The 20,762-nt window shown below is 40.5% G+C and carries 25 protein-coding genes; 18 read left to right on the plus strand and 7 right to left on the minus strand.

Features of this window, described 5'->3' with window-relative positions:
• Positions 1-71 precede the first annotated feature (71 nt).
• From K358_RS0105640 to rmf, 4 genes are all read left to right on the plus strand, one after another.
• Entirely contained in the window at positions 72-395 is a 324-nt protein-coding gene (locus K358_RS0105640; protein WP_027695904.1) for a glutaredoxin family protein, read from the plus strand.
• Entirely contained in the window at positions 373-2,307 is a 1,935-nt protein-coding gene (locus K358_RS0105645; protein WP_027695905.1) for an ABC transporter ATP-binding protein, read from the plus strand. Before K358_RS0105640 ends, K358_RS0105645 begins: the two co-directional genes overlap by 23 nt.
• An 18-nt stretch (positions 2,308-2,325) precedes the next feature.
• Positions 2,326-4,308: a DUF3466 family protein gene (locus K358_RS0105650; protein WP_027695906.1), complete on the plus strand. Its 1,983-nt coding sequence runs from the start codon at positions 2,326-2,328 to the stop codon at positions 4,306-4,308.
• A 161-nt stretch (positions 4,309-4,469) separates the two neighbouring features.
• A complete protein-coding gene (gene rmf, locus K358_RS0105655; protein WP_027695907.1) occupies positions 4,470-4,643 on the plus strand; it encodes a ribosome modulation factor in 174 nt (57 codons plus the stop codon).
• 175 nt (positions 4,644-4,818) lie between these two features.
• Here the strand turns inward: rmf and fabA are convergent, their stop codons facing one another.
• Positions 4,819-5,343, minus strand: coding sequence for a bifunctional 3-hydroxydecanoyl-ACP dehydratase/trans-2-decenoyl-ACP isomerase (gene fabA, locus K358_RS0105660; RefSeq protein ID WP_027695908.1), 525 nt, complete (start codon positions 5,341-5,343; stop codon positions 4,819-4,821).
• Positions 5,344-5,407: 64 nt separating this feature from the next.
• A complete protein-coding gene (locus K358_RS0105665; RefSeq protein ID WP_027695909.1) occupies positions 5,408-7,078 on the minus strand; it encodes a S16 family serine protease in 1,671 nt (556 codons plus the stop codon).
• 226 nt (positions 7,079-7,304) lie between these two features.
• On the opposite strand from K358_RS0105665, the gene matP reads away from it, so the two are divergent.
• Both matP and K358_RS0105675 read left to right on the plus strand, forming a co-directional pair.
• Positions 7,305-7,754, plus strand: a complete 450-nt coding sequence (matP, locus tag K358_RS0105670) for a macrodomain Ter protein MatP (RefSeq protein ID WP_027695910.1) — start codon at positions 7,305-7,307, stop codon at positions 7,752-7,754.
• Positions 7,755-7,903: 149 nt separating this feature from the next.
• Complete coding sequence (locus K358_RS0105675; RefSeq protein WP_027695911.1) at positions 7,904-8,206, plus strand: c-type cytochrome; 303 nt, start codon at positions 7,904-7,906, stop codon at positions 8,204-8,206.
• 229 nt (positions 8,207-8,435) lie between these two features.
• On the opposite strand, the gene K358_RS0105685 is transcribed toward K358_RS0105675, so the two are convergent.
• On the minus strand, positions 8,436-9,233 hold the full coding sequence (locus tag K358_RS0105685; RefSeq protein WP_027695912.1) for a M48 family metallopeptidase: 798 nt from the start codon (positions 9,231-9,233) through the stop codon (positions 8,436-8,438).
• A gap of 179 nt (positions 9,234-9,412) precedes the next feature.
• Between K358_RS0105685 and K358_RS0105690 the strand changes: the two genes are divergently transcribed.
• The 5 genes from K358_RS0105690 to K358_RS0105710 all read left to right on the plus strand — a co-directional run bounded on the left by K358_RS0105690 (position 9,413) and on the right by K358_RS0105710 (position 12,805).
• Positions 9,413-9,838 carry a hotdog fold thioesterase gene (locus K358_RS0105690; protein ID WP_027695913.1) on the plus strand — a complete coding sequence of 142 codons (426 nt, stop codon included), beginning with the start codon at positions 9,413-9,415 and terminating at the stop codon, positions 9,836-9,838.
• Between the two features lie 9 nt (positions 9,839-9,847).
• Positions 9,848-10,081 carry a DUF3389 family protein gene (locus K358_RS0105695; protein ID WP_027695914.1) on the plus strand — a complete coding sequence of 78 codons (234 nt, stop codon included), beginning with the start codon at positions 9,848-9,850 and terminating at the stop codon, positions 10,079-10,081.
• Positions 10,082-10,227: 146 nt separating this feature from the next.
• Complete coding sequence (locus tag K358_RS0105700) at positions 10,228-11,925, plus strand: SgrR family transcriptional regulator (protein ID WP_027695915.1); 1,698 nt, start codon at positions 10,228-10,230, stop codon at positions 11,923-11,925.
• 52 nt (positions 11,926-11,977) lie between these two features.
• Complete coding sequence (gene cutA / locus K358_RS0105705) at positions 11,978-12,307, plus strand: divalent-cation tolerance protein CutA (RefSeq protein ID WP_027695916.1); 330 nt, start codon at positions 11,978-11,980, stop codon at positions 12,305-12,307.
• A gap of 24 nt (positions 12,308-12,331) precedes the next feature.
• Positions 12,332-12,805, plus strand: coding sequence for an NYN domain-containing protein (locus K358_RS0105710; protein ID WP_027695917.1), 474 nt, complete (start codon positions 12,332-12,334; stop codon positions 12,803-12,805).
• Here the strand turns inward: K358_RS0105710 and K358_RS0105715 are convergent.
• Positions 12,794-12,982 (minus strand): DUF2986 domain-containing protein, encoded by a 189-nt coding sequence (locus K358_RS0105715; RefSeq protein WP_027695918.1) that lies wholly within the window; start codon positions 12,980-12,982, stop codon positions 12,794-12,796. The genes K358_RS0105710 and K358_RS0105715 overlap by 12 nt on opposite strands.
• A gap of 194 nt (positions 12,983-13,176) precedes the next feature.
• Here K358_RS0105715 and queD point away from each other — a divergent pair, with 194 nt between their 5' ends.
• Positions 13,177-13,542 (plus strand): 6-carboxytetrahydropterin synthase QueD, encoded by a 366-nt coding sequence (gene queD, locus K358_RS0105720; protein WP_027695919.1) that lies wholly within the window; start codon positions 13,177-13,179, stop codon positions 13,540-13,542.
• Positions 13,543-13,553: 11 nt separating this feature from the next.
• Positions 13,554-14,222, plus strand: a complete 669-nt coding sequence (gene queE / locus K358_RS0105725; protein ID WP_027695920.1) for a 7-carboxy-7-deazaguanine synthase QueE — start codon at positions 13,554-13,556, stop codon at positions 14,220-14,222.
• Between the two features lie 134 nt (positions 14,223-14,356).
• On the opposite strand, the gene K358_RS0105730 is transcribed toward queE, so the two are convergent.
• Together K358_RS0105730 and trxC are read right to left on the minus strand one after the other, a co-directional pair.
• Positions 14,357-15,517: an MFS transporter gene (locus K358_RS0105730; protein ID WP_027695921.1), complete on the minus strand. Its 1,161-nt coding sequence runs from the start codon at positions 15,515-15,517 to the stop codon at positions 14,357-14,359.
• A gap of 200 nt (positions 15,518-15,717) precedes the next feature.
• A complete protein-coding gene (gene trxC / locus K358_RS0105735) occupies positions 15,718-16,152 on the minus strand; it encodes a thioredoxin TrxC (protein WP_027695922.1) in 435 nt (144 codons plus the stop codon).
• Positions 16,153-16,323: 171 nt separating this feature from the next.
• Here trxC and K358_RS0105740 point away from each other — a divergent pair, with 171 nt between their 5' ends.
• The 4 genes from K358_RS0105740 (at position 16,324) to K358_RS0105755 (ending at position 18,723) form a co-directional block, all read left to right on the plus strand.
• The gene (locus K358_RS0105740; protein ID WP_027695923.1) at positions 16,324-17,415 is read left to right on the plus strand and encodes a ketoacyl-ACP synthase III; all 1,092 of its coding nucleotides are present in this window, start codon (positions 16,324-16,326) and stop codon (positions 17,413-17,415) included.
• A 143-nt stretch (positions 17,416-17,558) separates the two neighbouring features.
• Positions 17,559-17,981: a YeeE/YedE family protein gene (locus tag K358_RS0105745; protein ID WP_027695924.1), complete on the plus strand. Its 423-nt coding sequence runs from the start codon at positions 17,559-17,561 to the stop codon at positions 17,979-17,981.
• 10 nt (positions 17,982-17,991) lie between these two features.
• Positions 17,992-18,429, plus strand: coding sequence for a YeeE/YedE family protein (locus K358_RS0105750; RefSeq protein WP_027695925.1), 438 nt, complete (start codon positions 17,992-17,994; stop codon positions 18,427-18,429).
• A 45-nt stretch (positions 18,430-18,474) separates the two neighbouring features.
• Positions 18,475-18,723 (plus strand): DUF2789 family protein, encoded by a 249-nt coding sequence (locus K358_RS0105755; protein WP_027695926.1) that lies wholly within the window; start codon positions 18,475-18,477, stop codon positions 18,721-18,723.
• Between the two features lie 12 nt (positions 18,724-18,735).
• Here the strand turns inward: K358_RS0105755 and K358_RS0105760 are convergent, their stop codons facing one another.
• Positions 18,736-19,491 (minus strand): 5-oxoprolinase subunit PxpA, encoded by a 756-nt coding sequence (locus tag K358_RS0105760; protein ID WP_038149869.1) that lies wholly within the window; start codon positions 19,489-19,491, stop codon positions 18,736-18,738.
• A gap of 128 nt (positions 19,492-19,619) precedes the next feature.
• Between K358_RS0105760 and galE the strand changes: the two genes are divergently transcribed.
• A complete protein-coding gene (gene galE, locus K358_RS0105765; protein ID WP_027695928.1) occupies positions 19,620-20,636 on the plus strand; it encodes a UDP-glucose 4-epimerase GalE in 1,017 nt (338 codons plus the stop codon).
• Positions 20,637-20,762: the final 126 nt, after the last annotated feature.

Raw genomic sequence — 20,762 nt, forward strand, 5'->3', positions numbered from 1 at the left:
ATAGCTAAATCTCTTAAATATATCGGTCACTTAAGTATAAATGCTAAATAACACAGAGGTAGAGATTAAAAATGCTGACGCTTTACTCAACTTCGGGTTGTCATTTATGTGAATTAGCTTATCAACAGCTTGATACTTTATGGGGGGAAGATTCTCAACAGTCTTTAGCCGATAAAGTACAAGTGATTGATATTGCTTTTGATGATGCATTATTTTCTCGTTACGGCGTCACTATTCCTGTGCTTACCTTGCATTCGCAAGATGAACAAAACGAGCAAAGTAACTTACAACACCAAAATAACTTACAACATATAGTGAGTGAGTTATTTTGGCCATTCAATTTAGACGAATTACAAGCGTGGTTAAAACACAATGGCATTAATTACCATTCATAATGGCCAGCTGGCTTTTGGCGATCATCCTCTATTAGATAAATCCGATTTTGCGCTTCAGCAAAATGAAAGAGTATGTCTTGTTGGCCGTAACGGTGCAGGTAAATCCACCATGATGAAAGTGCTTTCGGGTGAAATCATTATGGATGATGGAAAAATTCAGATAGAGCAAGATGTGGTAGTGTCTCGTTTAGAGCAAGATCCACCAAGAAATGCCGAAGGTACGGTTTACGATTATGTTGCAGAAGGGCTAGCAGAAGTTGGTGAATTATTAAAAGACTACCAACATCAGCTCGATATCATGATGGAAGATCCATCGGAAAAGAACATCAATCGTTTATCTAAAATTCAAGAGCTGCTTGATCATAATGACGGCTGGCGTCTTGAAGACCGTATTAAAAATATTCTGACGTCTTTATCTTTGGATGAACATACACTACTGACGAGCTTATCTGGTGGCTGGCAACGTAAAGCTGCTTTAGCTCGCGCCTTAGTATGTGATCCAGATGTTTTATTGCTAGATGAGCCAACTAACCACTTAGATGTCACCACGATTGAATGGCTAGAAGCCTTCTTGAAAGATTTCCGTGGTTCGATTGTCTTTATCTCTCATGACCGTGCTTTTATTCAATCAATGGCGACTCGTATTCTTGATTTAGATCGCGGAAAACTGAGTTCTTACCCGGGCAATTATGAGCAATATTTGATTGATAAAGAAGAAGCGTTACGCATAGAAGAAATGCAAAACGCAGAGTTTGATAAAAAACTCGCTCAAGAAGAAGTATGGATCCGCCAAGGTATCAAAGCGCGTCGTACTCGTAACGAAGGGCGTGTTCGTGCACTTAAAAAGCTCCGTGAAGAACGTTCTGACCGTCGTGAAGTACAGGGTAAAGCCAATATTCAAATTGATGAGTCTAACCGTTCTGGCAAAATCATCTTTGAAGCAGAGAATCTGTGCTATCAAATTGATGGCAAAATCATTGTCGATGATTTCAGCTTCAATATTATGCGCGGTGATCGTATCGCATTAATTGGGCCAAACGGCTGTGGTAAAAGTACCTTATTGAAATTGTTGCTTGATAAGTTAAAACCCGATTCAGGCCGCTTGCATTGCGGAACGAAATTGGAAGTTGCGTATTTCGATCAGTATCGTGAAGTGCTCGATCCTGAAAAAACAGTAATGGATAATTTAGCTGACGGTAAGCAAGAAGTGACCGTCGGTGGAAGAACTCGCCATGTTCTGGGTTACTTGCAAGATTTCCTATTTGAACCGAAAAGGGCGCGTACACCGGTTAAAGCTTTATCCGGTGGTGAGAAAAACCGCTTACTTTTAGCGCGCTTGTTCTTAAAATCGAATAATTTATTGATTCTCGATGAACCAACTAACGATTTAGATATCGAAACATTGGAACTTTTGGAAGAAATTCTTGCCAACTATCAAGGTACTTTGCTTTTAGTAAGTCATGATCGTCAATTCGTTGATAATACTGTTACAACCAGTTGGATTTTTGAAGGTAACGGTAAAATTGAAGAGTTTGTTGGTGGCTATCATGATGCTCAAGAGCAACGTGCTCAAGTGTTGCAGTCTCGAGGTGTTACACAACAGTCTTCTTCTGTGAATGAAAAACCAGCGAAAGTAGACACAGTGGTTGAAGAAACTCCCAAAACTCAACCAAATGCTAACAAACCGAAGAAGTTATCTTATAAACTGCAACGTGAGTTAGAGTCTTTACCTCAAGTACTAGAGTCATTGGAAGCGGAAATTGAACAGTTACAAACTCAGGTCAATCAACCTGACTTTTTCACACAGAGTAGCGATAAAACTCAAGCGATTTTGGATCGACTGAACGCTGCTGAACAAGAATTAGAAACTGCATTCGGACGTTGGGAAGAACTCGAGTCGATGCAGGGCTAAAGGATTAGAAGTAAATTAATGCTAAATCAAACATTTAAATTATCAATGGTGGCTGCTGCGTTAATGGCAGCCAACTCTGCTAATGCAGCGCTGTATAAAATTGTCCCTGTAGATTCTAATGTTGGAGCTAAACAGGTTTTCTCAAGTGCGATTAGTGATTCATCTTCACCAGTTGTGTCTGATACAAATCCACTAGGCTGTTTTGGTGCAGACTGTGCTGAAGGTACTAATTATCAGCTAGGTGGTGATACTCGTGATGGCGAAGATGGAATTTCTTACCGTGATGAAGTGCCATTTAGATATGATAATACGTTTACCTATCTTGATTTGAGAGATCTACGTAATTACTGCTATAACCAACTGGGTTACTCGACTTGTGATAGTTGGGCGATAAATCAGTGGTTTGGCGGCTATTCTGAAAATGATGAAGATGATTGTGATTACAGCTTAACTGGCGGTCTATGTCAGGAGCGTAGAGCTTTTGAACATGGTCAGTACACCTCTAATGCTAAAGTGTTTGTTGAAGATGGATCATTTGATAGTGAGAATCCTCCTGTAGATTCAACTGCTGCACCATCTACAGGATCTCCTGTATCCAACTCTACTAATGCGGTGCTTAACAAAATTACACCTAATGCTGATGTGATTGGTATTGCTAGTAGTGGTTATTACGACGTTAATGGTAAGTACGTTTTGCCGTATCGCCAACGTGGTTTTTATAACGATACTGTTTTACTACCTAAGCAAGATGCTAAAGACGAGATTGTAAAACAAATGGGTCGTACCTTTGCGTATGATTCATTTGAGTACAATGGTACGACTTATGTTGTCGGCTCAGCTTCAATTGCCCCATTTGATAATGGCGATGAGAATAAGCGCTATTATAACGGTGGGGAATACGGGGAGCTTTCTAATTGTACATCTTATGACGATCCTGCACTTTTTGCTGCATGCCAAAACTTTGCTTTTGCTACACAAGCATACGTTTGGGATAGTATCGATGGTGCATCAGGGAAAGCCGTGTCTGGTTGGATTGGTCAAGATACCACCTCTCCAAATCGTGATGATGCCGCGGCTCAAGCGAGTGCTCGAACAGGGATAGTGAGTGATACTACTTCCTCTATATACAAAAACTTACCCGTATTGGCAGGTTTTAATACTCGTCGTGATGATGATAATTTATTGATGCAGGCGGCTATTTTTTATCCTAAAAAAAGTTTTGATATAACTACGGAAAATCAGTGGGATTCTGTGTTTGTCAAAGGCGCTGAAGTTGAAGATGGTGACGACTATATTTACAGTAATAGTCTAATTAAAGACATCAATAAAAACTTGATTGCTATCGGTGAAGCTAAGCGTAGTGGTCGTTATCCTAAAGATGGAGCCGCTAGTAACCGTTTATTTTATACTGATGCATCCAAAGGAAGTGTTGATACTCAACCTGTTGCAACTTACTTGAACGGTGATATTTTCTTCAGTAGTGCGGGTGGTGAAGCTAACGCTATTAACAACTATAACGAAGTAGTCGGTTCTATTGATGCAGAAGAAAGTCGTGAATGGGATGGCAAACAACGCCGCCGCCGTGGTTTTATTGATCCACTGAATTTAAATGGTACTAATCCAGACCGGTTAGCCTTATTCCAAGGTAAAGCTTGGTATTTAGATAACCTCACTAATGGTGGTACTGATTCAGATGCCAACAACGCATATCGCATTGTGAATGCAACCGGTATTAATGATGATGGTGTAATTTCAGCAACTGCTAATTACTGTGCTGGTGGTTATGATAATACCGACCATAATTCATACTGTGGAGATGGTAGTGGTACAGAAGAATTGGTTGCGGTTAAATTAGTTCCAATTGCGGGCGTTACGGCTGACGATATCATCTTGCGTAAGTCCGGAAAACCACCAGTTGAGCGAGAAGGCGGTAGCTTAGGTTATTTCGCTTTAGCTTTACTTGGTTTATTAGGTTTCAGAAGAAAAAAAATCAAATCATAAGGTTAACAAACCTAGCATTAAACCGAGGTTCACAAAATTGAATCTCGGTTTTTTTTCGCCTTGAGAAAATCGGATCTTTGGCCGATGCTTAATGAGTGGCGTTGTAATAAAACTGCCACAGATAGTCGTTTTGGTAATGATCAAAGTAAGAGGACTGTACTATGAAGAGACAGAAACGCGATCGCCTAGAAAGAGCGCAATCTCAAGGTTATAAAGCCGGTCTTAATGGGAGATCGATGGATGACTGTCCATATCAGCAAATGGATGCTAAATCGAATTGGTTAGGCGGTTGGCGTGATGCAAGAGATGATCGTCAATCCGGGCTTATTAAATAACTTAAGAGTAGATAGTTTATCCAAAGGTTAATTTAATAAGTTTAGTCGGTACAGAATTAGGCTCCGAAAATGGAGCCTTTATTACGAAGTATTAGCGCACTATAACTAAATATTTTTAATTAAATAAATCAGCTATTTTGCTGATTTATTTAATTAAAGGGGAATTAATCTCGTTCTAGAAAGCCGACGTATCTTGGAAAAGACCTACTTTTAAGTCTTTCGCTACGTAGATTTCTTTTCCATCAACAAGTACACGACCATCTGCTAGGCCCATTACTAGGCGGCGATTTACTACGCGTTTGATGTTGATTTCGTAAGTGACTTTTTTGGCAGTCGGTAGAATTTGGCCTGTGAATTTTACTTCGCCAACACCTAGTGCTCGGCCTTTACCTTCACCGCCAACCCAACCAAGGAAGAAGCCGACTAGTTGCCACATTGCATCTAGACCAAGACAACCTGGCATTACAGGGTCGCCAGGGAAGTGGCAGTCAAAAAACCATAGGTCAGGAGTAATATCTAATTCTGCAATAATCACACCTTTACCAAATTCACCTTCGCCTTCAGCGTCAGTAATTTTAGCGATACGGTCCATCATTAACATGCTTGGTGCAGGAAGCTGTGGACGGCCTGGGCCAAAAAGTTCGCCTTGGCTTGATGCTAGAAGGTCTTCACGAGTATATGAGTTACGTTTGTTTTGCATTATATAATCACTCCAGAAATAGTCTGTGTATCTTAGAGAACAGGTGTAAGCTAAACAAGTCCGATCAGTGAATACCAAGTAAACTTTTGATCTTATTTACTATACCGCAAGGTGCGGATTCATGTTTATCAAAGTGCTCGATTCTCTCAGAGATTTTCTTCAATATGGTTTCTTCTTCATCACCACGGAAGGCTTTATTTAAGATGATAGGTAATGCTTCATCTACAGATTCAACTGACCATAGGTGGAATTTTTCATTTTTGATCGCTTCAACAACATCATGATGTAAGGATAAGTGTTTTAAGTTAGTTTTCGGTAAAACCACACCTTGATGACCTGTTAATCCACGATGGTTACATATCTGGAAGAAGCCTTCGATTTTCTCATTTAAACCACCGACTGCTTGTACGCGACCAAATTGATCCACGGCACCAGTAACAGCAATTTGTTGATTAATCGGGTACTCAGATAAAGCACTTACAAGCGCACACAATTCAGCTAAAGAAGCGCTATCGCCGTCAACTTCTGAGTACGATTGTTCAAATACAATAGAAGCGGCAAACGGTAAAGGGTCATCCAAGTTTAGAGCACTGCCTAAGAAGGCTTGCATTATCATCATGCCTTTCGCGTGTAAATTGCCACCTAGTTCTGCTTTGCGCTCAACATCAGCAATATCACCATCACCAAAGTGAATAACACATGAAATACGAGCTGGTTCACCATAAACAACAGGATGTCCCGGTACTTCAATAACCGTTAGGCCATTGACTTGACCGACACGTTCGCTTTGGGTCTCAATGATAACTTGGCCGTCTAATATATCGGCTAAAGCTCTTTGAGGTAGATATTCTTGACGATAGGTTCGATCGGCTAAAGCTTTTTCCATATCGGATTGAGAAATAGCTTGCCCATTGGAAACTAAAGCAGCCTCCGTTAACAATGTTCTATGCCAAATAGGGCACAGAGGCATTCTTTCTTGGTCTTCGGTTTCACGAGCTCCTTGAGCTAACAGGAAAGTCCAGGCATGTGAGTCTAGAAGCTTAGGAAGTTGGTAACCATCAATAATGCCGTTAATGTATTGAATGTATGATTCAAGCGTCTCAGCGGTAATTTTAAGGTCTAACTCTACTTCAGCGAACAAGCATAGATGAGTTCTCATATCCGCATCGAATAAATCTAAATCACCTAACTGCATTCTATCGCCAATAATGACCAGCTTTACATCGTATTTTTTGAGTGGTACGTTTTCGATAACCTGTTTTGAGTCGGAAGACATTCCAGAACAAGCATTGCCTAAAACCGCAGCTTTTAATTTCGGCCAAGCACGAGTGTTAGCTAATATTAAGTTTGACGAAATGATAAGATAGCCGCCATCAGCCTTATCAAGCAATCCTTCAGAGGCATGAATAATTTGGCCATTTTCAACTTGGTATTGCCCAAATAACTCTTCAAGCTCGATGCTTTCACTGGTGATAACAGGAGTACGGTTTATTTCACCCGTATTCATTAGCATAGAGTAAGCATTATGGATTGCTTGGCGATAAATGAAATTATCCGGTGCATTTACTAATAGGAAACGCGGAAAGCTCGCCATTTGTGCAAAATGCAGAATAGAAGCTTTGAGTCTAGGCTGAAGATCCAAAAAGGATAGGTGACTACTAGAGTCGTTTTGCGTGAGGATATCTTCATATTGTGAAAAGTTGGGTGTTGCAGATTGCCAAGACTCTTTGATCATTATAAAAAATTCAATATGTGGTTAGAAGGAAAGAAGTATATAGAAAAATAGCTTAACCTTATACCTGTTTATGCTGCGTAAGTTGAGTGTTTAATCAATGGATTTGAGAGGCTGTTATCATAAAGTCAAAATAGGTTGGACTATTATTCTAGATGGAGTCAAAACAGTTGAGAATGTGATGGTTTTTAGTTACGCTGTCACTGTAAATTGTCTATAGGGAAGACTAATGAAATATCAACAGCTTGAAAACCTTGAATGTGGCTGGAAGTGGCAATATTTAATTCGTAAATGGAAAGACGGAGAATCGATTACTCGTTACCAAGATTCTAGTGAATCTCACGCTGCCATTATGGGGCTTCAAAAGCTAGAACATCAGCCGACACAAGTACTGAATTGGATTGATGATCATATGAATCCTGAGCTTGATAATAAACTTAAGCAAGCTATCCGTGCTAAACGCAAACGCCATTTTAACGCCGAACATACTCATACCAAGAAGAAATCGATCGACTTAGATTATGCGGTTTGGGAAAAACTGTCGGATAGGGCGCAAGAATTAGGTTGCACACTATCAGAAGCGATTGAGTATCTGGTGAGTGAGGCATCTCGAAGCGAGAAAGCCAGTAAGAAAGTGCATAGTATCAAAGCCGATCTTAGTAAATTACTCGACTTTTAACCTAGAAACCATCATCTGCTGAGTCAAATTTTTGTGATAGTAAGTGATCGAGATTAAATTTCTTATTCTCAATCCTAGATATTGTCGGTTAAATTGCTAAATTGTATACAGTGATGTTCACATTTTATCTTCCCATTTTGAGGTGCTGTATGAAAAAGCTCGCTATTTTATCGCTATGTTTATTTGCTACATCTTCCCATTTTGCTTTTGCAGGCGATCCAGAAGCTGGTAAAGCGAAAGTTGCAATGTGTGCTTCATGCCACGGTGCAGATGGTGTTGCGGTAATCAAAACGTATCCAAATCTTAAAGGTCAAAATGCCGCTTATCTTGAAAAGGCGATCAAAGCTTTTAAAAGCGGTGAACGTAAAGATCCAGTAATGTCTCCAATGGCGACCACCATTAATGATGCCGATATCGCTGATATCGCTGCATATTACGAAAGCCTTAAATGAATCTAAGCATAAAATCATTATCTGACTATATTAATATTATTGTCGCATCGAACGATAAAGATGCGGCAGATTTTAAAGTTGTTCGTACTGAAACAACCAAACGCATAGACGATGGAATTTAACAACAAACATTTCATTCACGTTTGTAATAATTGACTTATTAGACTTCACTCTAAATCTGCGTAAGAAGCCATGAAACAATGTTTTCTGTCATTAATATTTCACACTTCTATGCCTGACAATTAGGGGCCGACGCGTTGTATCTAGGTAAATCTTTAATTTCGTTCCCTAGATCTTGTATTCGAGTATTATGAGAGGGGTGAGTTGACAGTAATTCAGGAGGTTGATTTCCGCCGGATGCCTTTGCCATATTCTTCCATAGCTGAATACTTTGTTGCGGCTCGAATCCAGCTTTGGCCATCAGATCAATGCCCATAATATCGGCTTCCGTTTCTTGGGTTCGCCCATAAGGTAAACTAATGCCATATTCTACGCCTAAACCTAAAGCACTCATCGCCATTTCTTTATATTCAGTACCAGCTAAGGCAAAATCGGTAACTTGCATTCCAGTGCTAGTTATTTGACTACGTGACATACGTTCATTACCGTGATTAGCAAGTACATGCGCCACTTCATGCCCTAAAACCGTTGCCAGTTGATCTTGGTTAGTTGCCACTTTAAGTAAGCCAGTATAAACACCGATTTTACCGCCAGGCAGAGCGAAAGCGTTGACTTGGTCAGAATCAAACACGACGACTTCCCATTGTGCAAAACTTGCTTGCTTAGGTACTTGCTTGGTAATCGCATTAGCTACACAAGTCACATAAGCATTGACCTTGGCATCTTTACTGACTTTCTCATTTTGCTTCATCTGCTCAAATGATTGAGCGCCTAATTGAGACATTTCACTGTCTGAAAATAGAATTACTTGGCTTCTGCCTGTTGGGGAAGAAGTACAAGCAGATAAACCTATCATGATCAATCCACTTAAAGTGACGACCTTTAACGGTGATGAAAGCTTCCTCATAATCATTCCTTGATCTAACGATATTGAGTTAACTTTAAAACACATTATCTATAACGGCAATTGGATAAAACTGAAATCAAAGTTAGAGTGGCATCTTCATATTGAGAAGTGAGATCTTGCACTTAGTTATTGATAAGAATATTGTTATGAGCTCAGCGTTATAGACAATAGGAATCACCATGATTTGGAAAAAAGACGTCACTTTAGAGCGTTTAAATGCAACTTCTCGCAACACCTTGATGGAGCATCTCAATATTGAGTACGTTGAGATCACAGATAATAGTATTTCAGCGACCATGCCGGTATCGAGTATCACTCACCAACCAATGGGCTTGCTGCACGGTGGCGCATCTGTGGTATTAGCTGAAACGTTAGGTTCTCTAGCTGCCAATATGTGCGTGGACGATAACGCTTACTGCGTCGGTCTCGATATTAACGCCAACCATATTCGAGCAAAGCGTAACGGGGTAGTCACGGGGAAAACGTGGCCAATTCATATCGGTGTGTCTACTCAAGTGTGGCAAATTGAAATTGTTGATGAAGAACAACGTCTACTATGTACGAGCCGAATTACTATGGCCGTTAAAACTCGAAAAGGCGGTTAAAGTCCGAAAATGGTCATTGAATTCTCCCAAGGAAAAATCATTGCTAACCAACACGAAATTGTTGTTCGTTTGAGCCAAATAGCGAGTGTCACTATGCAATGTCAAACCGAAGCGCTGCAACTGATTGGTCGTGGTGCCAATGTGATTACTGCATATGATATACAATGCCAATGGTCGATTAAGTTAGATTCCGAACAACAATTACAACAACTGGCTGATTTCCTTTGTTTACCAATACAATAGTGAATTGCTTTGTTGACTCTAATAAAAGGGGAATTTTCCGTTTTTATTTGCAATGCCTAAAAGTGGCGTTACCACAAGATTTATCCCTTTAAAGCTGATAAAGTGGGAAATTATTTCTTATTGCTAAACAATAGAGTTTCCCCTTTATGAGCAGCCCACGATTAAGAACACAATTTGAGCGTTTATTTGAACACTTCCAAGGCGAAGATTGCGCGATTCAGTTAGAAGAATTAACTGATATATTGTGTTGTACTCGCCGAAATACTCGTATTGTCCTTAACAAGTTAGCAGAAGAAGGCTGGATCGAATGGGTGCCGGCAGCAGGGCGTGGCAAGTTATCACGCTTGATTTTTAAACGTAATAAAATTGATGTGAGTGAGAATCTTGCCAAGCGTTATTTAGAAGAAGGCAAAATTGAGCATGCTCTCTCTGTCTTAGATAATGACCCAGCACGGCTTACTCAAGTTTTCCAAGGCTACCTAGGTTTTAGTCATTTAGAAGGGCAGCAAGTCATCCGTTTGCCTTATTATCGCCAACTCGCCACACTCAACCCGTTAAAGCCGACTCGCCGTTCTGAGCAACACATCATTCGACAAATTTTTAGTGGCTTAACTCAGTTAGATGAAAAAGAGCAAGTTCAACCGGATCTTGCTCATCACTGGGAAATGTTATCGCCGACTCATTGGCGTTTTTACCTACGTTCAGGGGTACGCTTTCATAACGGTGATCGTTTGAACATAACGGATGTGATTGAGAGCATTAACCGATTAAAAACATTAACTTTATTTGAACATATTGAATCAGTGGCTTCGCCTTCCAATAATACGCTCGATATTCACTTAACCGACGCCGATTATTACTTACCTTTATTACTTACAGAAACACCGGCAAAAATATTGCAGTCACACCTCAATAACCCTGATAAATTTGATTTAATTCCCAACGGCACAGGGCCATATAAAGTCACCAGAAATGACTCATCTCGTTTGGTGCTAGAAGCATTTGAGCACTACTTTGGTTATCGACCATTGATCGAGCGAGTGGAAGTATGGGTGATAGATGAAGCTCATTCATCCATGGTTTACCCTAGCTTAACTCACCCAAATAAACCTACAGAAGGGCAATTCACTGACGTAGAACTTGATCCTGGTTGCACCTATCTACTACTTAACCGTCGATCTGGCATCGCGAAAAATGATGATTGGGCACATTACTTAGCGCAAAGGTTAAACCCGTTTAGCTTATTGCGAGGGATCCCTGATCAAAAAGTCATTGAACTAGGCTTGCTACACGCTCATGGCTTAAAGCCTGGCTGGCATCATAGTGGAATTTTACAATCAAACTTAATGCCACCAGCGATAGAAAATAATGAGAAAGCACAAGTTACTGTCGCTTATCACAGCATGCATCCGTTGTTTCCGTATGTAATTCAATCCATGAAAAGTTTATTAAAAGAAGACGGGATTAGCTTAAAAACGGTCAAATATGATCTCACCGTTGAAAAACCTGATGAGGTGGACATTTGGCTCAAACCTATGGGGCTGGCTAACCATCGTAAGGATGCTTTAATCGGTTGGCTTCTTGGTTACAGTGATATCGATATTATGAGTAATCAGGAAAACTTTTCTAATTGGAAGAAGATGGTTTCAGATTGGCGCTCTCAACCGAATCAAACTTTCCCGGCAAAAGAGTTGGCCAAACAATTAGTGCAAACTCAGCAACTCATACCGATGTTTCACTGTTGGTTAGGGGTTAGCCAAGATCAATGTGGTTCACTGCAAAATGCCACTTGTAATGCATTGGGTTGGTTTGATTTTAGTCAGGTATGGGTAAAACCAGAGTAAAGCTCTACACTAAATAGACACTTTCGATAATGAACGAAGGGAGAATTGCATTATGGACACACACCCTGATGGCTATGCGATTGTTCTATCAACAACAAACGAAGAAGAAAGCCAACAAGCGATTATTAATGCGTTATTAACCCAAAAATTAGCCGCTTGTATCCAAGTCATGCCAATAACGAGCTACTACCATTGGCATGGAGAGGTGAATCATGATCAAGAATCACTATTGATCATTAAAATTCTGCATCGACACTACCAAGAAGTTGAGCAAGTTATCCTAGCTAACCATAGCTATCAAGTTCCACAAATCGTTATGCTGCCCATCGAAACGGGTTTCCACGAGTACCTACAATGGATCCAGTCTAGTAGTCACTCATAATGCCGTATTTTTATTTGGAAATTTATGCAAACTGTATCCATATTAGTTGATGTACAAAACATCTATTACACCACTCGCGACAAATATCACCGCCATTTTGATTACAACGCATTCTGGGCAAAAGTGATGAAAGATCGCACTTTAGTCAATGCCAATGCTTATGCGATAGCGCGTAGCGACGATAAACAAAAGCAATTTCATAATATCCTAAGAGGTATTGGATTTGACGTAAAACTCAAACCATTTATTCAACGACAAGATGGCTCTGCAAAAGGGGATTGGGATGTTGGAATTGCGCTTGATGCGATGGAATTAGCTGAAATTTCAGATGTGATTGTGATTGCATCGGGAGATGGTGACTTTGATTTATTAGCTAAGCGTATTCAGAGTCGTTATGGAAAAACCGTTGAAGTTTATGGGGTTCCGGGCTTAACGGCGAATTCTCTGATTGAAGCCGCCGATCGATACCAACCCATTGAAGATGAGTTATTGCTCTGATTCTACTTGATCGGTTGTTTGCACATCATTTGAAGGGGCTTGAGTTTGAGCCTCTTCTTCCATGCGAGCTCGCTCTGCTTTAGAAATATATTTCGGCTTATTGGTTTTATGCAGCTTGGAATTTTGCTGCTTTAAGCGTTTTTTTAAAATCGAGTTGATTTTCTTCTTACGGTTCATAACCAGTCTCTGCAATCAAGTGGGTGCGCATCATATCAAACGCCTATTTTAATGCTAGCTTATATTTTCAGTTGCTTTAATTGATTTCGTTAAGGGCTTAAGTGTATTTAGCGTTCGATAGTGCAATATTCGCTTTTCATTCGTGATCGAGTTCTATATATTCGAACCCCATTTTAATCAGACTCGGAATTACTATGACTTGCGAGATATACAAAGACTTCATTTTTGAAGCAGCGCACCATTTACCTAACGTACCAGAAGGGCATAAATGCGGGCGTTTGCACGGTCATTCTTTCTTTGTTCGCTTATACATTCAAGGTGCAGTAGATTCGACCACTGGCTGGATTATCGATTTTGGTGATGTGAAGAAAATCTTCGCGCCGATTTATGATCAACTTGACCACTACTACCTCAATGATATCCCTGGCCTAGAGAACCCAACTAGCGAAGTATTAGCGAAGTGGATCTGGGAAAAAGTGAAACCTCTGCTGCCACAACTCAGCAAAGTTGAAATTAAAGAAACCTGTACAGCTGGCTGTATATACCGCGGTCAAGAGTAAAGGCGAGCCTTGTGTACAAGATCAACGAAATCTTTGAAACCATCCAAGGAGAAGGCTACTTTACCGGTGTGCCTTCTGTTTTTATTCGCCTACAAGTTTGTCCGGTAGGCTGTTCATGGTGTGATACCAAACAAACTTGGACCGCTGAAGAAATCGATAAAACCACACTCGGTGATATCATCATAAAACAGGGTGATAGCCCAAGCTGGAGCCCAGCTAGCGTTGACGAAATTGTATCTCTATATCAACAGCAAGGCTACACAGCAAAGCATATTGTGATCACTGGTGGTGAGCCTTGTATCTATGATTTACAGCCATTAACGTCTGCTTTTGAAGCGTTAGGCTGTCAATGTCAAATTGAGACCAGTGGAACATCGGAAGTGTTATGTTCTGATAACACCTGGGTGACAGTGTCACCAAAAATTGCCATGAAAGGTAAATTGGAAGTCCTCGATTCTGCACTACAGCGTGCAAATGAAGTTAAGCACCCAGTAGGGACACAAAAAGATATCGATCAACTTGATGCGCTACTCACTCGTGCACAATGTGAATCTAAAGCCAACATAGCCCTGCAGCCAATCAGTCAGAAACCTAGAGCCACTGAGCTTTGTATGGAAACCTGCATTAAGCGTAACTGGCGTTTATCTATCCAAACACATAAGTATTTGAACATTGCTTAATGAATCTCTTCGGATAACTAGATAAGCAGGGTGTAGAGATATTATCTGTTGATATAAAAAAGCGCCTCATTCCACTTTATTGATGTGAAATGAGGCGCTTTTTATTTGTTCAAGTTCTTATTGGTTTTACTCGATTACTCACCCGCAACCATACGTGATTTACGCTTGATACTCATAGCAAACATATAAAGTGATGTCGCTAACAAGGTCACGAATAAGAAACCCGTCAAACGTTCAGGATTATTCATCCAATGCTGTGCGGCAATAGGGCCAGCAACCGAACCTATACTGTAGGCAAGTAACATGATCTGCGTGGCAGAAACAATGTAGTTTTCTTCTAACCCATCACAACCTAGGCTTATCGCCAAAGGGTAGATAGAGAAGGTTGCCATACCAAGTAACACTAGGCTAATTGCAAGTACAACTAGGCTAGAGCTTAATGTGGTTAAGCCAATAGCAAACACACCGAGTAGACAAAATAATCCCATCAATAATTTCTTGCCCATAAATTGGCTGCCCCAAGACACAATAGGCTGTACCAACATTGCGCCCATGACTAACAGCGCCATCAAGCTGCCAATTTTCGCGGTTGAAACATGGCGATCGTGTAACTCTAAAGGCATAAGGCCATAAATAGAGCCAATTAACAGACCAGACACCATACAACCAATTAAGGCCGCTTTATTCATCTTAAATACTTGCTTTAAGCTAAGCACTGAATGGGTTTCCGTTTGCGGTTGTTGGCAGCGACCAAAACAAAGCAACAGGGTAGCAGCAACAAGTAAAGACAGAATCACCACAAATGGCCACTCGCTTTCCATTGCAAAAACACTAATGCCTAGTTGACCTATCGTCGCACCACCATAAAGTGAAGCCATGTATAAACCTAGTCGTTTAGCTCGGCTTTTTTCATCACCAATTAGTAGCCAAGATTCAACAACCACAAATATGCCAGCCACTGCAATGCCTGCAATGAAACGAGCAAATAGCCATGACTCAAATGCCGGAACAATCGGCATTGTCACAATAGTGAACGAAAAAAGCACTAGGAAAAAGATAAAAGCATTTTTATGTCCAATTTTAGCAACAATAGGCTCAATGAACATCGCACCCAATAATAAACCAGCATAAAAAGCACTGGCTAACCAGCTTGCAGCGTCCGTGCTTAAACCATATTGACCTAACATCAATGGGATCAAACTCATTAAATAACCCGATGCAACCGCATATAAAGATAGTGCTGCAACTGGGATAAAAAATGATGGTTTTGATGAAGTCAAAGCTACGTCGTTCACCGCATACTCCGCAAAGATTAATGTAAATAATAGGATAATTTCGCGGCGAATATGAGGCTAATATTACAAGATGTAAAATGAGATTTTTTTGATTTAACGATAAAAGAAATTGATTGAAGAGGAGTTACTGTATTTTCAGTAGGAAACTACCTAATAATAAGCATATTAGGCAGTCTTTATTGTGGATTATTAGATGTTAACTATTTGGCAATCGCTTGGGTTAACCATTGTGTAAACTGGCCTTTTGGCAATGCGCCATTAATAGAATTAACCATTTTACCTGACTTAAACACCATAACGGTTGGAATGCTGCGAATTTGATACTTAGCGGCAATATTTTGCTGTGATTCGGTATCTACTTTTAAAAATCTCACTTGGCCAGTCATTTCAGCCGCCGTATCTTCAAAAATAGGAGCAAAGCCAACACATGGGTTACACCAAGGTGCCCAAAAATCAATAACAACTGGCAGTTCACTGGTTAATAATGCATTTAAATTTTCAGTTGTAGCCGTTACTGGCTTGCCATCAAACAGAGGTGACTGACAGCGCCCACAACTCGCTCTATCTGACACTCTCGCTTCAGGGACTTTGTTCTTACTTTGACATTGTGGGCAAGCGGTTACAAATGATGTCATGAGGGACCTCTTTTAAGAATATTCTCTGCTATATATAAAAATGTGACTAGCTGTTTATAAAACGGTTAGTAAGGAAGTGCTTAACGTATAAGTTTTCAAGCAACTATCGTATAATATTTACAAGTTTGAAATAAACAAAAATAAAACAATAAAATTAATAAGGTGTTTTTTATGGCGAACGTTTACGCAGAAATTACAGGGTGGGGAAAGTGTCTACCACCTGCTGTTTTGACTAATAACGATTTAAGTACATTTTTAGAAACCTCCGATGAATGGATCCGCTCTCGTACCGGAATTGAAAGTCGCCGCATTAGCCATGTAGAGACATCTGATCTTGCAACAGTAGCAGCCAAAAATGCCATGCAAGCGGCGGGAATCACCGCCAATGACGTTGATTGTATTATTGTCGCAACATGCTCACCGGATACCTTGATTCCAAATACTGCGTCGAAAGTGCAAAGTAACCTTGGTATCCAAGCCGCTGCCGCCTTTGATCTCAACGCAGCTTGTACTGGTTTCCTTTATGGTTTAGAAACTGCAACTCGGCTAATCCAAGCGGGTAATTATCGTAATGCGATTGTTATTGGTGCAGAACACTTATCGTTTTATCTAAACTGGACCCAACGTGATACCGCGGTATTGTTTGGTGATGGCGCAGGCGCAGTTGTACTATCTCGACGTGAACAAGATAACTCTGTCGGACTTCAGCAGGCTTCATTAGGCTGTGATGCGGAAGGGCGTGACATTCTTGCTATTCCTAAGTTTGGTACTGCCATGGATCGTTTTGATCAAGATAGTGGTCACTGGAGTTTTGATTTTATCGGTAAAGATATCTTTAAACGTGCAGTAAAAGGCATGAGTGCCGCGACGCAAAACGTACTTGAACGTTCCGGTTTAACCAAAGAAGAAATTGATTGTGTGGTACCTCATCAGGCCAATATTCGTATCATCCAAACCTTGTGTGATTTTGCAGGTATTTCTCAAGATAAAGCTTTCGTAAATATTCAAAAATACGGTAATACTTCCGCAGCAACGGTTCCTATCGCTTTATGCGAAGCCGTTGAACAAGGATTTGTAAAACCGAATATGAATATTCTTGTTGCCGCATTTGGTGCAGGTTTAACCTGGGGCGCAGGCATGATTAAGTGGGGCGATAGAGTCACACCTACCGAAGCACAAACAGCGGAACTAGAGCCTTGTGATAAAACAGCTCTACAATTGTTGGAAGAAGCCATCGAGCATTGTAAGGCCTATCAAAAGTAATAAATAACTACTGATACACCTTTTAAAACGTCCATAGGAGAAATCCATGGACGTTTTTTATCACATCGCCACGATATTAAGCCTTTTCTAAATTAATATTTACTAATATAATAATTGAAAATATTAATCATCAAGAGGTAATTATGACCATTCCTTGGAGTGCTTTATTCGGTGGGATGCTGCTCGGTATTTCTGCAACTATCCTTATGTTATTTAAAGGAAAGGTAGCTGGAATTAGTGGGATTGTTAGCGGTGCAATAACGCCATCATCGGTAGATAAAGGCTGGCGAATTCAATTTATCATTGGCTTGATTGCTGGCGGTTTCTTGACAAATTGGCTTGTCCAACCGGAGTTATCCGGTATTCCTGCTCATTACTCTAGCTCTATTGTGACTATGCTACTGGCTGGTTTACTAGTTGGTCTTGGAACCAAGTTAGGTAATGGCTGTACGAGTGGTCATGGCATTTGTGGAATGGGGCGGTTTTCTATCCGATCTATGATCGCCACACTCACTTTTATGTTAGTGGCAGCAGTCACTGTTTACATTCGATTACATGTTTTATAGGTGAATTAATATGAAACGTTATTCTTTTATTCCATTGATAGCAGGCTTGCTTTTTGGCGCTGGCATGGTGATTTCAGATATGGTCAACCCAGTTAAAGTTATCGCCTTTCTCGATGTAGCAGGCGCATGGAAAGTCGATTTGGCTTTTGTGATGGGAGGAGCATTACTGATCTTTACTCCAATGTACCATTTTGTTATTAAGGCAAGACAAAAGCCGCTTGATCAAACAGAGTTCTGTATCACTAAGAGTAAAGTTGTGGATCGTAAACTGATCCTTGGTGCCAGTTTATTTGGACTAGGTTGGGGAATTGCCGGGATCTGCCCAGGTCCAGCTTTAGCATCATTATCAACGCTTAACTTAAGTTTGATGGCTTTTGTTTCGGCTATGGTAATGGGTATGCTTTTCACTCATTATATTCAATCTAAACGCAAAGCCTGCAATGAATGAATATTGATCTATGCTTTAAACAAATACGAATTGAAGAGGTAGCTTATGGAAATGCATAAACAAACATTAGAAACCTTATTTGAACAGCTTGGGTTATCAAGTACTAAGCAAGACATTGAGGCCTTTATTTCCAAACATGCAAAGGAGCTCGATCATACTCAGCCTTTACACCGAGCGTCTTTTTGGAATGCATCACAATCAAACTTTATTAAAGAAGCCAAGAAAGAGGATGCCGACTGGGTAGAAGTGGTCGATCAGCTCGATACACTTTTTCGAGCTCAATCTACTGATTAAGTTCAACTATTCTTAAATGATAGGTTGAGTGAGTGCGGTATAAATTCGCTCAACTACAGCGATGGATTCCTCATTATCACCGTGAACACAAAGGGTATCCGCTTGTAATTCGAGCGCATGCCCTTTAATAGTTGTGACGGTTCCGAAATTTGCCAACTGCATCGCTTGGTAAAAAATATCTTCCGCATTTTGGTGTACCGCATTAGGTTTATTTCGAGGAACTAACGAACCATCATCTTTATAAGCGCGGTCAGCAAAAGCTTCAAAAAGCAGCGGTACATTATACTCATCGGCAATATCTAGGTAGGCGGTATTATCTTTTTTAGCTAACACCATTAAGGGAAGCCCTGTCGGCATGACAGCCTGCACAATCGCTTCAAAAACCTCAAGATCCACCATCATATCGTTATACAAAGCGCCATGAGGTTTCACATAATCAACTTGCGTATCATAAAGCACGGCAAGGCTTTGAATCGCGCCAACTTGGTAGCTAATGAGATGGGAAATTTGTTCTGGTGTATGCGCAATCGAGCGTCGACCAAAGCCTAATAAATCCTGATATGAAGGGTGGGCGCCAATACTGACACTGTGCTTAACGGCAAGTTGAATGGTTTTTGCCATTGTGTCAGGATCAGAAGCATGGAAACCACAGGCTATGTTAGCCATATGGACATAAGGAATAATGGCTTCATCTTTTCCCATCACCCAATGACCAAAGCTTTCCCCCATATCACAATTGAGTTTTAATTTTTCCGATTCCAGTGTCATTTTTACGCACCAATCATAGTCTATTATGTATCTTTGAGATTTTAATATTGACACCCCAAGGGTATATCTACAAGGCACAATGTTGTAAGGTTAGACCCAAGTAATAATTTGTTGAGATAGAGGCTTTTATGTTTGTTTTAGTCACCGGTGGAATGGGTTATATAGGCAGTCACACTTGTATTCAAATGATTGAAGCAGGCATGACGCCAATCATTTTTGATAACTTATATAATAGTAAATCAACCGTACTCGATCGCATTGAAAAAGTATCCGGTGTTCGCCCTATTTTTGTTGAAGGTGACATCCGCGACAAGCAAGCAATCAGCCAAGTTTTAAAACAATACGATATTGAATCTGTCATTCATTTTGCAGGTTTAAAAGCAGTCGGTGAGTCGGTTGAAAAACCACTAGAGTATTACGACACCAATGTTCACGGTACTTTAGTTCTTGTTGATGCCATGCGTGACGCTGGCGTTAAATCATTAATTTTCAGCTCTTCAGCCACAGTATATGGCGATCCTGCTTCCGTGCCAATTTTAGAAGATTTCCCAACCAGCGCGACCAATCCTTATGGCCGTAGTAAATTAATTGTAGAAGAATGCTTAACAGACTTCCAAAAAGCCAATCCAGATTGGAGTATTACGTTATTACGCTATTTCAATCCTGTCGGTTCTCATCCATCAGGTGAACTAGGGGAAGATCCTCAAGGCATTCCGAATAACCTGATGCCTTTTGTTTCTCAAGTTGCGGTAGGTCGTCGCGAGTTTTTATCTGTGTTTGGTGGCGATTACCCAACCCCTGACGGTACGGGTGTGCGTGACTATATCCATGTGATGGACTTGTCGGATGGTCATTTAGCTGCGCTTAAACATGTAGGAAGCAAGCAAGGTCTTCATATTTATAACCTAGGTACAGGTAATGGCAATAGCGTGCTAGAAATGGTTAATGCGTTCGAAAAAGCATCGGGTAAGAAGGTACCTTATAAAATTGTTGATCGCCGTCCTGGTGATATTGCTGAGTGTTGGGCCGATCCCGCCAAAGCAGAAGCGGATTTGCATTGGAAGGCGACACGTTCATTAGAACAAATGACAGAAGATACTTGGCGTTGGCAATCTAATAACCCACAAGGTTACCCTGAAGCATAAGAAACAAACGATTAAAAAGGGCAATGTTAAGTTGCTCTTTTTTAGCTCAAAATAGTGGATTGCTCGCAAAAACAAACTTCTCACTACATTTTGATAACAAATATGGTTATAATTCCCTCGATTTTT

This window comes from Vibrio litoralis DSM 17657, from assembly GCF_000426765.1.
In the GTDB taxonomy this organism is placed as follows: domain Bacteria; phylum Pseudomonadota; class Gammaproteobacteria; order Enterobacterales; family Vibrionaceae; genus Vibrio; species Vibrio litoralis.

Bases quoted from the DNA above. Each gene is read 5' to 3' on its own strand.
- K358_RS0105750 (WP_027695925.1), top strand. From the start codon at position 17,992: ATGAAACGTTATTCTTTTATTCCATTGATAGCAGGCTTGCTTTTTGGC.
- K358_RS0105640 (WP_027695904.1), top strand. From the start codon at position 72: ATGCTGACGCTTTACTCAACTTCGGGTTGTCATTTATGTGAATTAGCT.
- K358_RS0105665 (WP_027695909.1), bottom strand. From the start codon at position 7,078: ATGATCAAAGAGTCTTGGCAATCTGCAACACCCAACTTTTCACAATAT.
- K358_RS0105695 (WP_027695914.1), top strand. From the start codon at position 9,848: ATGGTCATTGAATTCTCCCAAGGAAAAATCATTGCTAACCAACACGAA.
- K358_RS0105745 (WP_027695924.1), top strand. From the start codon at position 17,559: ATGACCATTCCTTGGAGTGCTTTATTCGGTGGGATGCTGCTCGGTATT.
- K358_RS0105645 (WP_027695905.1), top strand. From the start codon at position 373: ATGGCATTAATTACCATTCATAATGGCCAGCTGGCTTTTGGCGATCAT.
- rmf (WP_027695907.1), top strand. From the start codon at position 4,470: ATGAAGAGACAGAAACGCGATCGCCTAGAAAGAGCGCAATCTCAAGGT.
- K358_RS0105690 (WP_027695913.1), top strand. From the start codon at position 9,413: ATGATTTGGAAAAAAGACGTCACTTTAGAGCGTTTAAATGCAACTTCT.
- trxC (WP_027695922.1), bottom strand. From the start codon at position 16,152: ATGACATCATTTGTAACCGCTTGCCCACAATGTCAAAGTAAGAACAAA.
- fabA (WP_027695908.1), bottom strand. From the start codon at position 5,343: ATGCAAAACAAACGTAACTCATATACTCGTGAAGACCTTCTAGCATCA.
- K358_RS0105715 (WP_027695918.1), bottom strand. From the start codon at position 12,982: ATGAACCGTAAGAAGAAAATCAACTCGATTTTAAAAAAACGCTTAAAG.
- K358_RS0105650 (WP_027695906.1), top strand. From the start codon at position 2,326: ATGCTAAATCAAACATTTAAATTATCAATGGTGGCTGCTGCGTTAATG.
- K358_RS0105760 (WP_038149869.1), bottom strand. From the start codon at position 19,491: ATGACACTGGAATCGGAAAAATTAAAACTCAATTGTGATATGGGGGAA.
- matP (WP_027695910.1), top strand. From the start codon at position 7,305: ATGAAATATCAACAGCTTGAAAACCTTGAATGTGGCTGGAAGTGGCAA.
- K358_RS0105685 (WP_027695912.1), bottom strand. From the start codon at position 9,233: ATGAGGAAGCTTTCATCACCGTTAAAGGTCGTCACTTTAAGTGGATTG.
- K358_RS0105740 (WP_027695923.1), top strand. From the start codon at position 16,324: ATGGCGAACGTTTACGCAGAAATTACAGGGTGGGGAAAGTGTCTACCA.
- cutA (WP_027695916.1), top strand. From the start codon at position 11,978: ATGGACACACACCCTGATGGCTATGCGATTGTTCTATCAACAACAAAC.
- K358_RS0105710 (WP_027695917.1), top strand. From the start codon at position 12,332: ATGCAAACTGTATCCATATTAGTTGATGTACAAAACATCTATTACACC.
- K358_RS0105700 (WP_027695915.1), top strand. From the start codon at position 10,228: ATGAGCAGCCCACGATTAAGAACACAATTTGAGCGTTTATTTGAACAC.
- K358_RS0105675 (WP_027695911.1), top strand. From the start codon at position 7,904: ATGAAAAAGCTCGCTATTTTATCGCTATGTTTATTTGCTACATCTTCC.
- galE (WP_027695928.1), top strand. From the start codon at position 19,620: ATGTTTGTTTTAGTCACCGGTGGAATGGGTTATATAGGCAGTCACACT.
- queD (WP_027695919.1), top strand. From the start codon at position 13,177: ATGACTTGCGAGATATACAAAGACTTCATTTTTGAAGCAGCGCACCAT.
- K358_RS0105755 (WP_027695926.1), top strand. From the start codon at position 18,475: ATGGAAATGCATAAACAAACATTAGAAACCTTATTTGAACAGCTTGGG.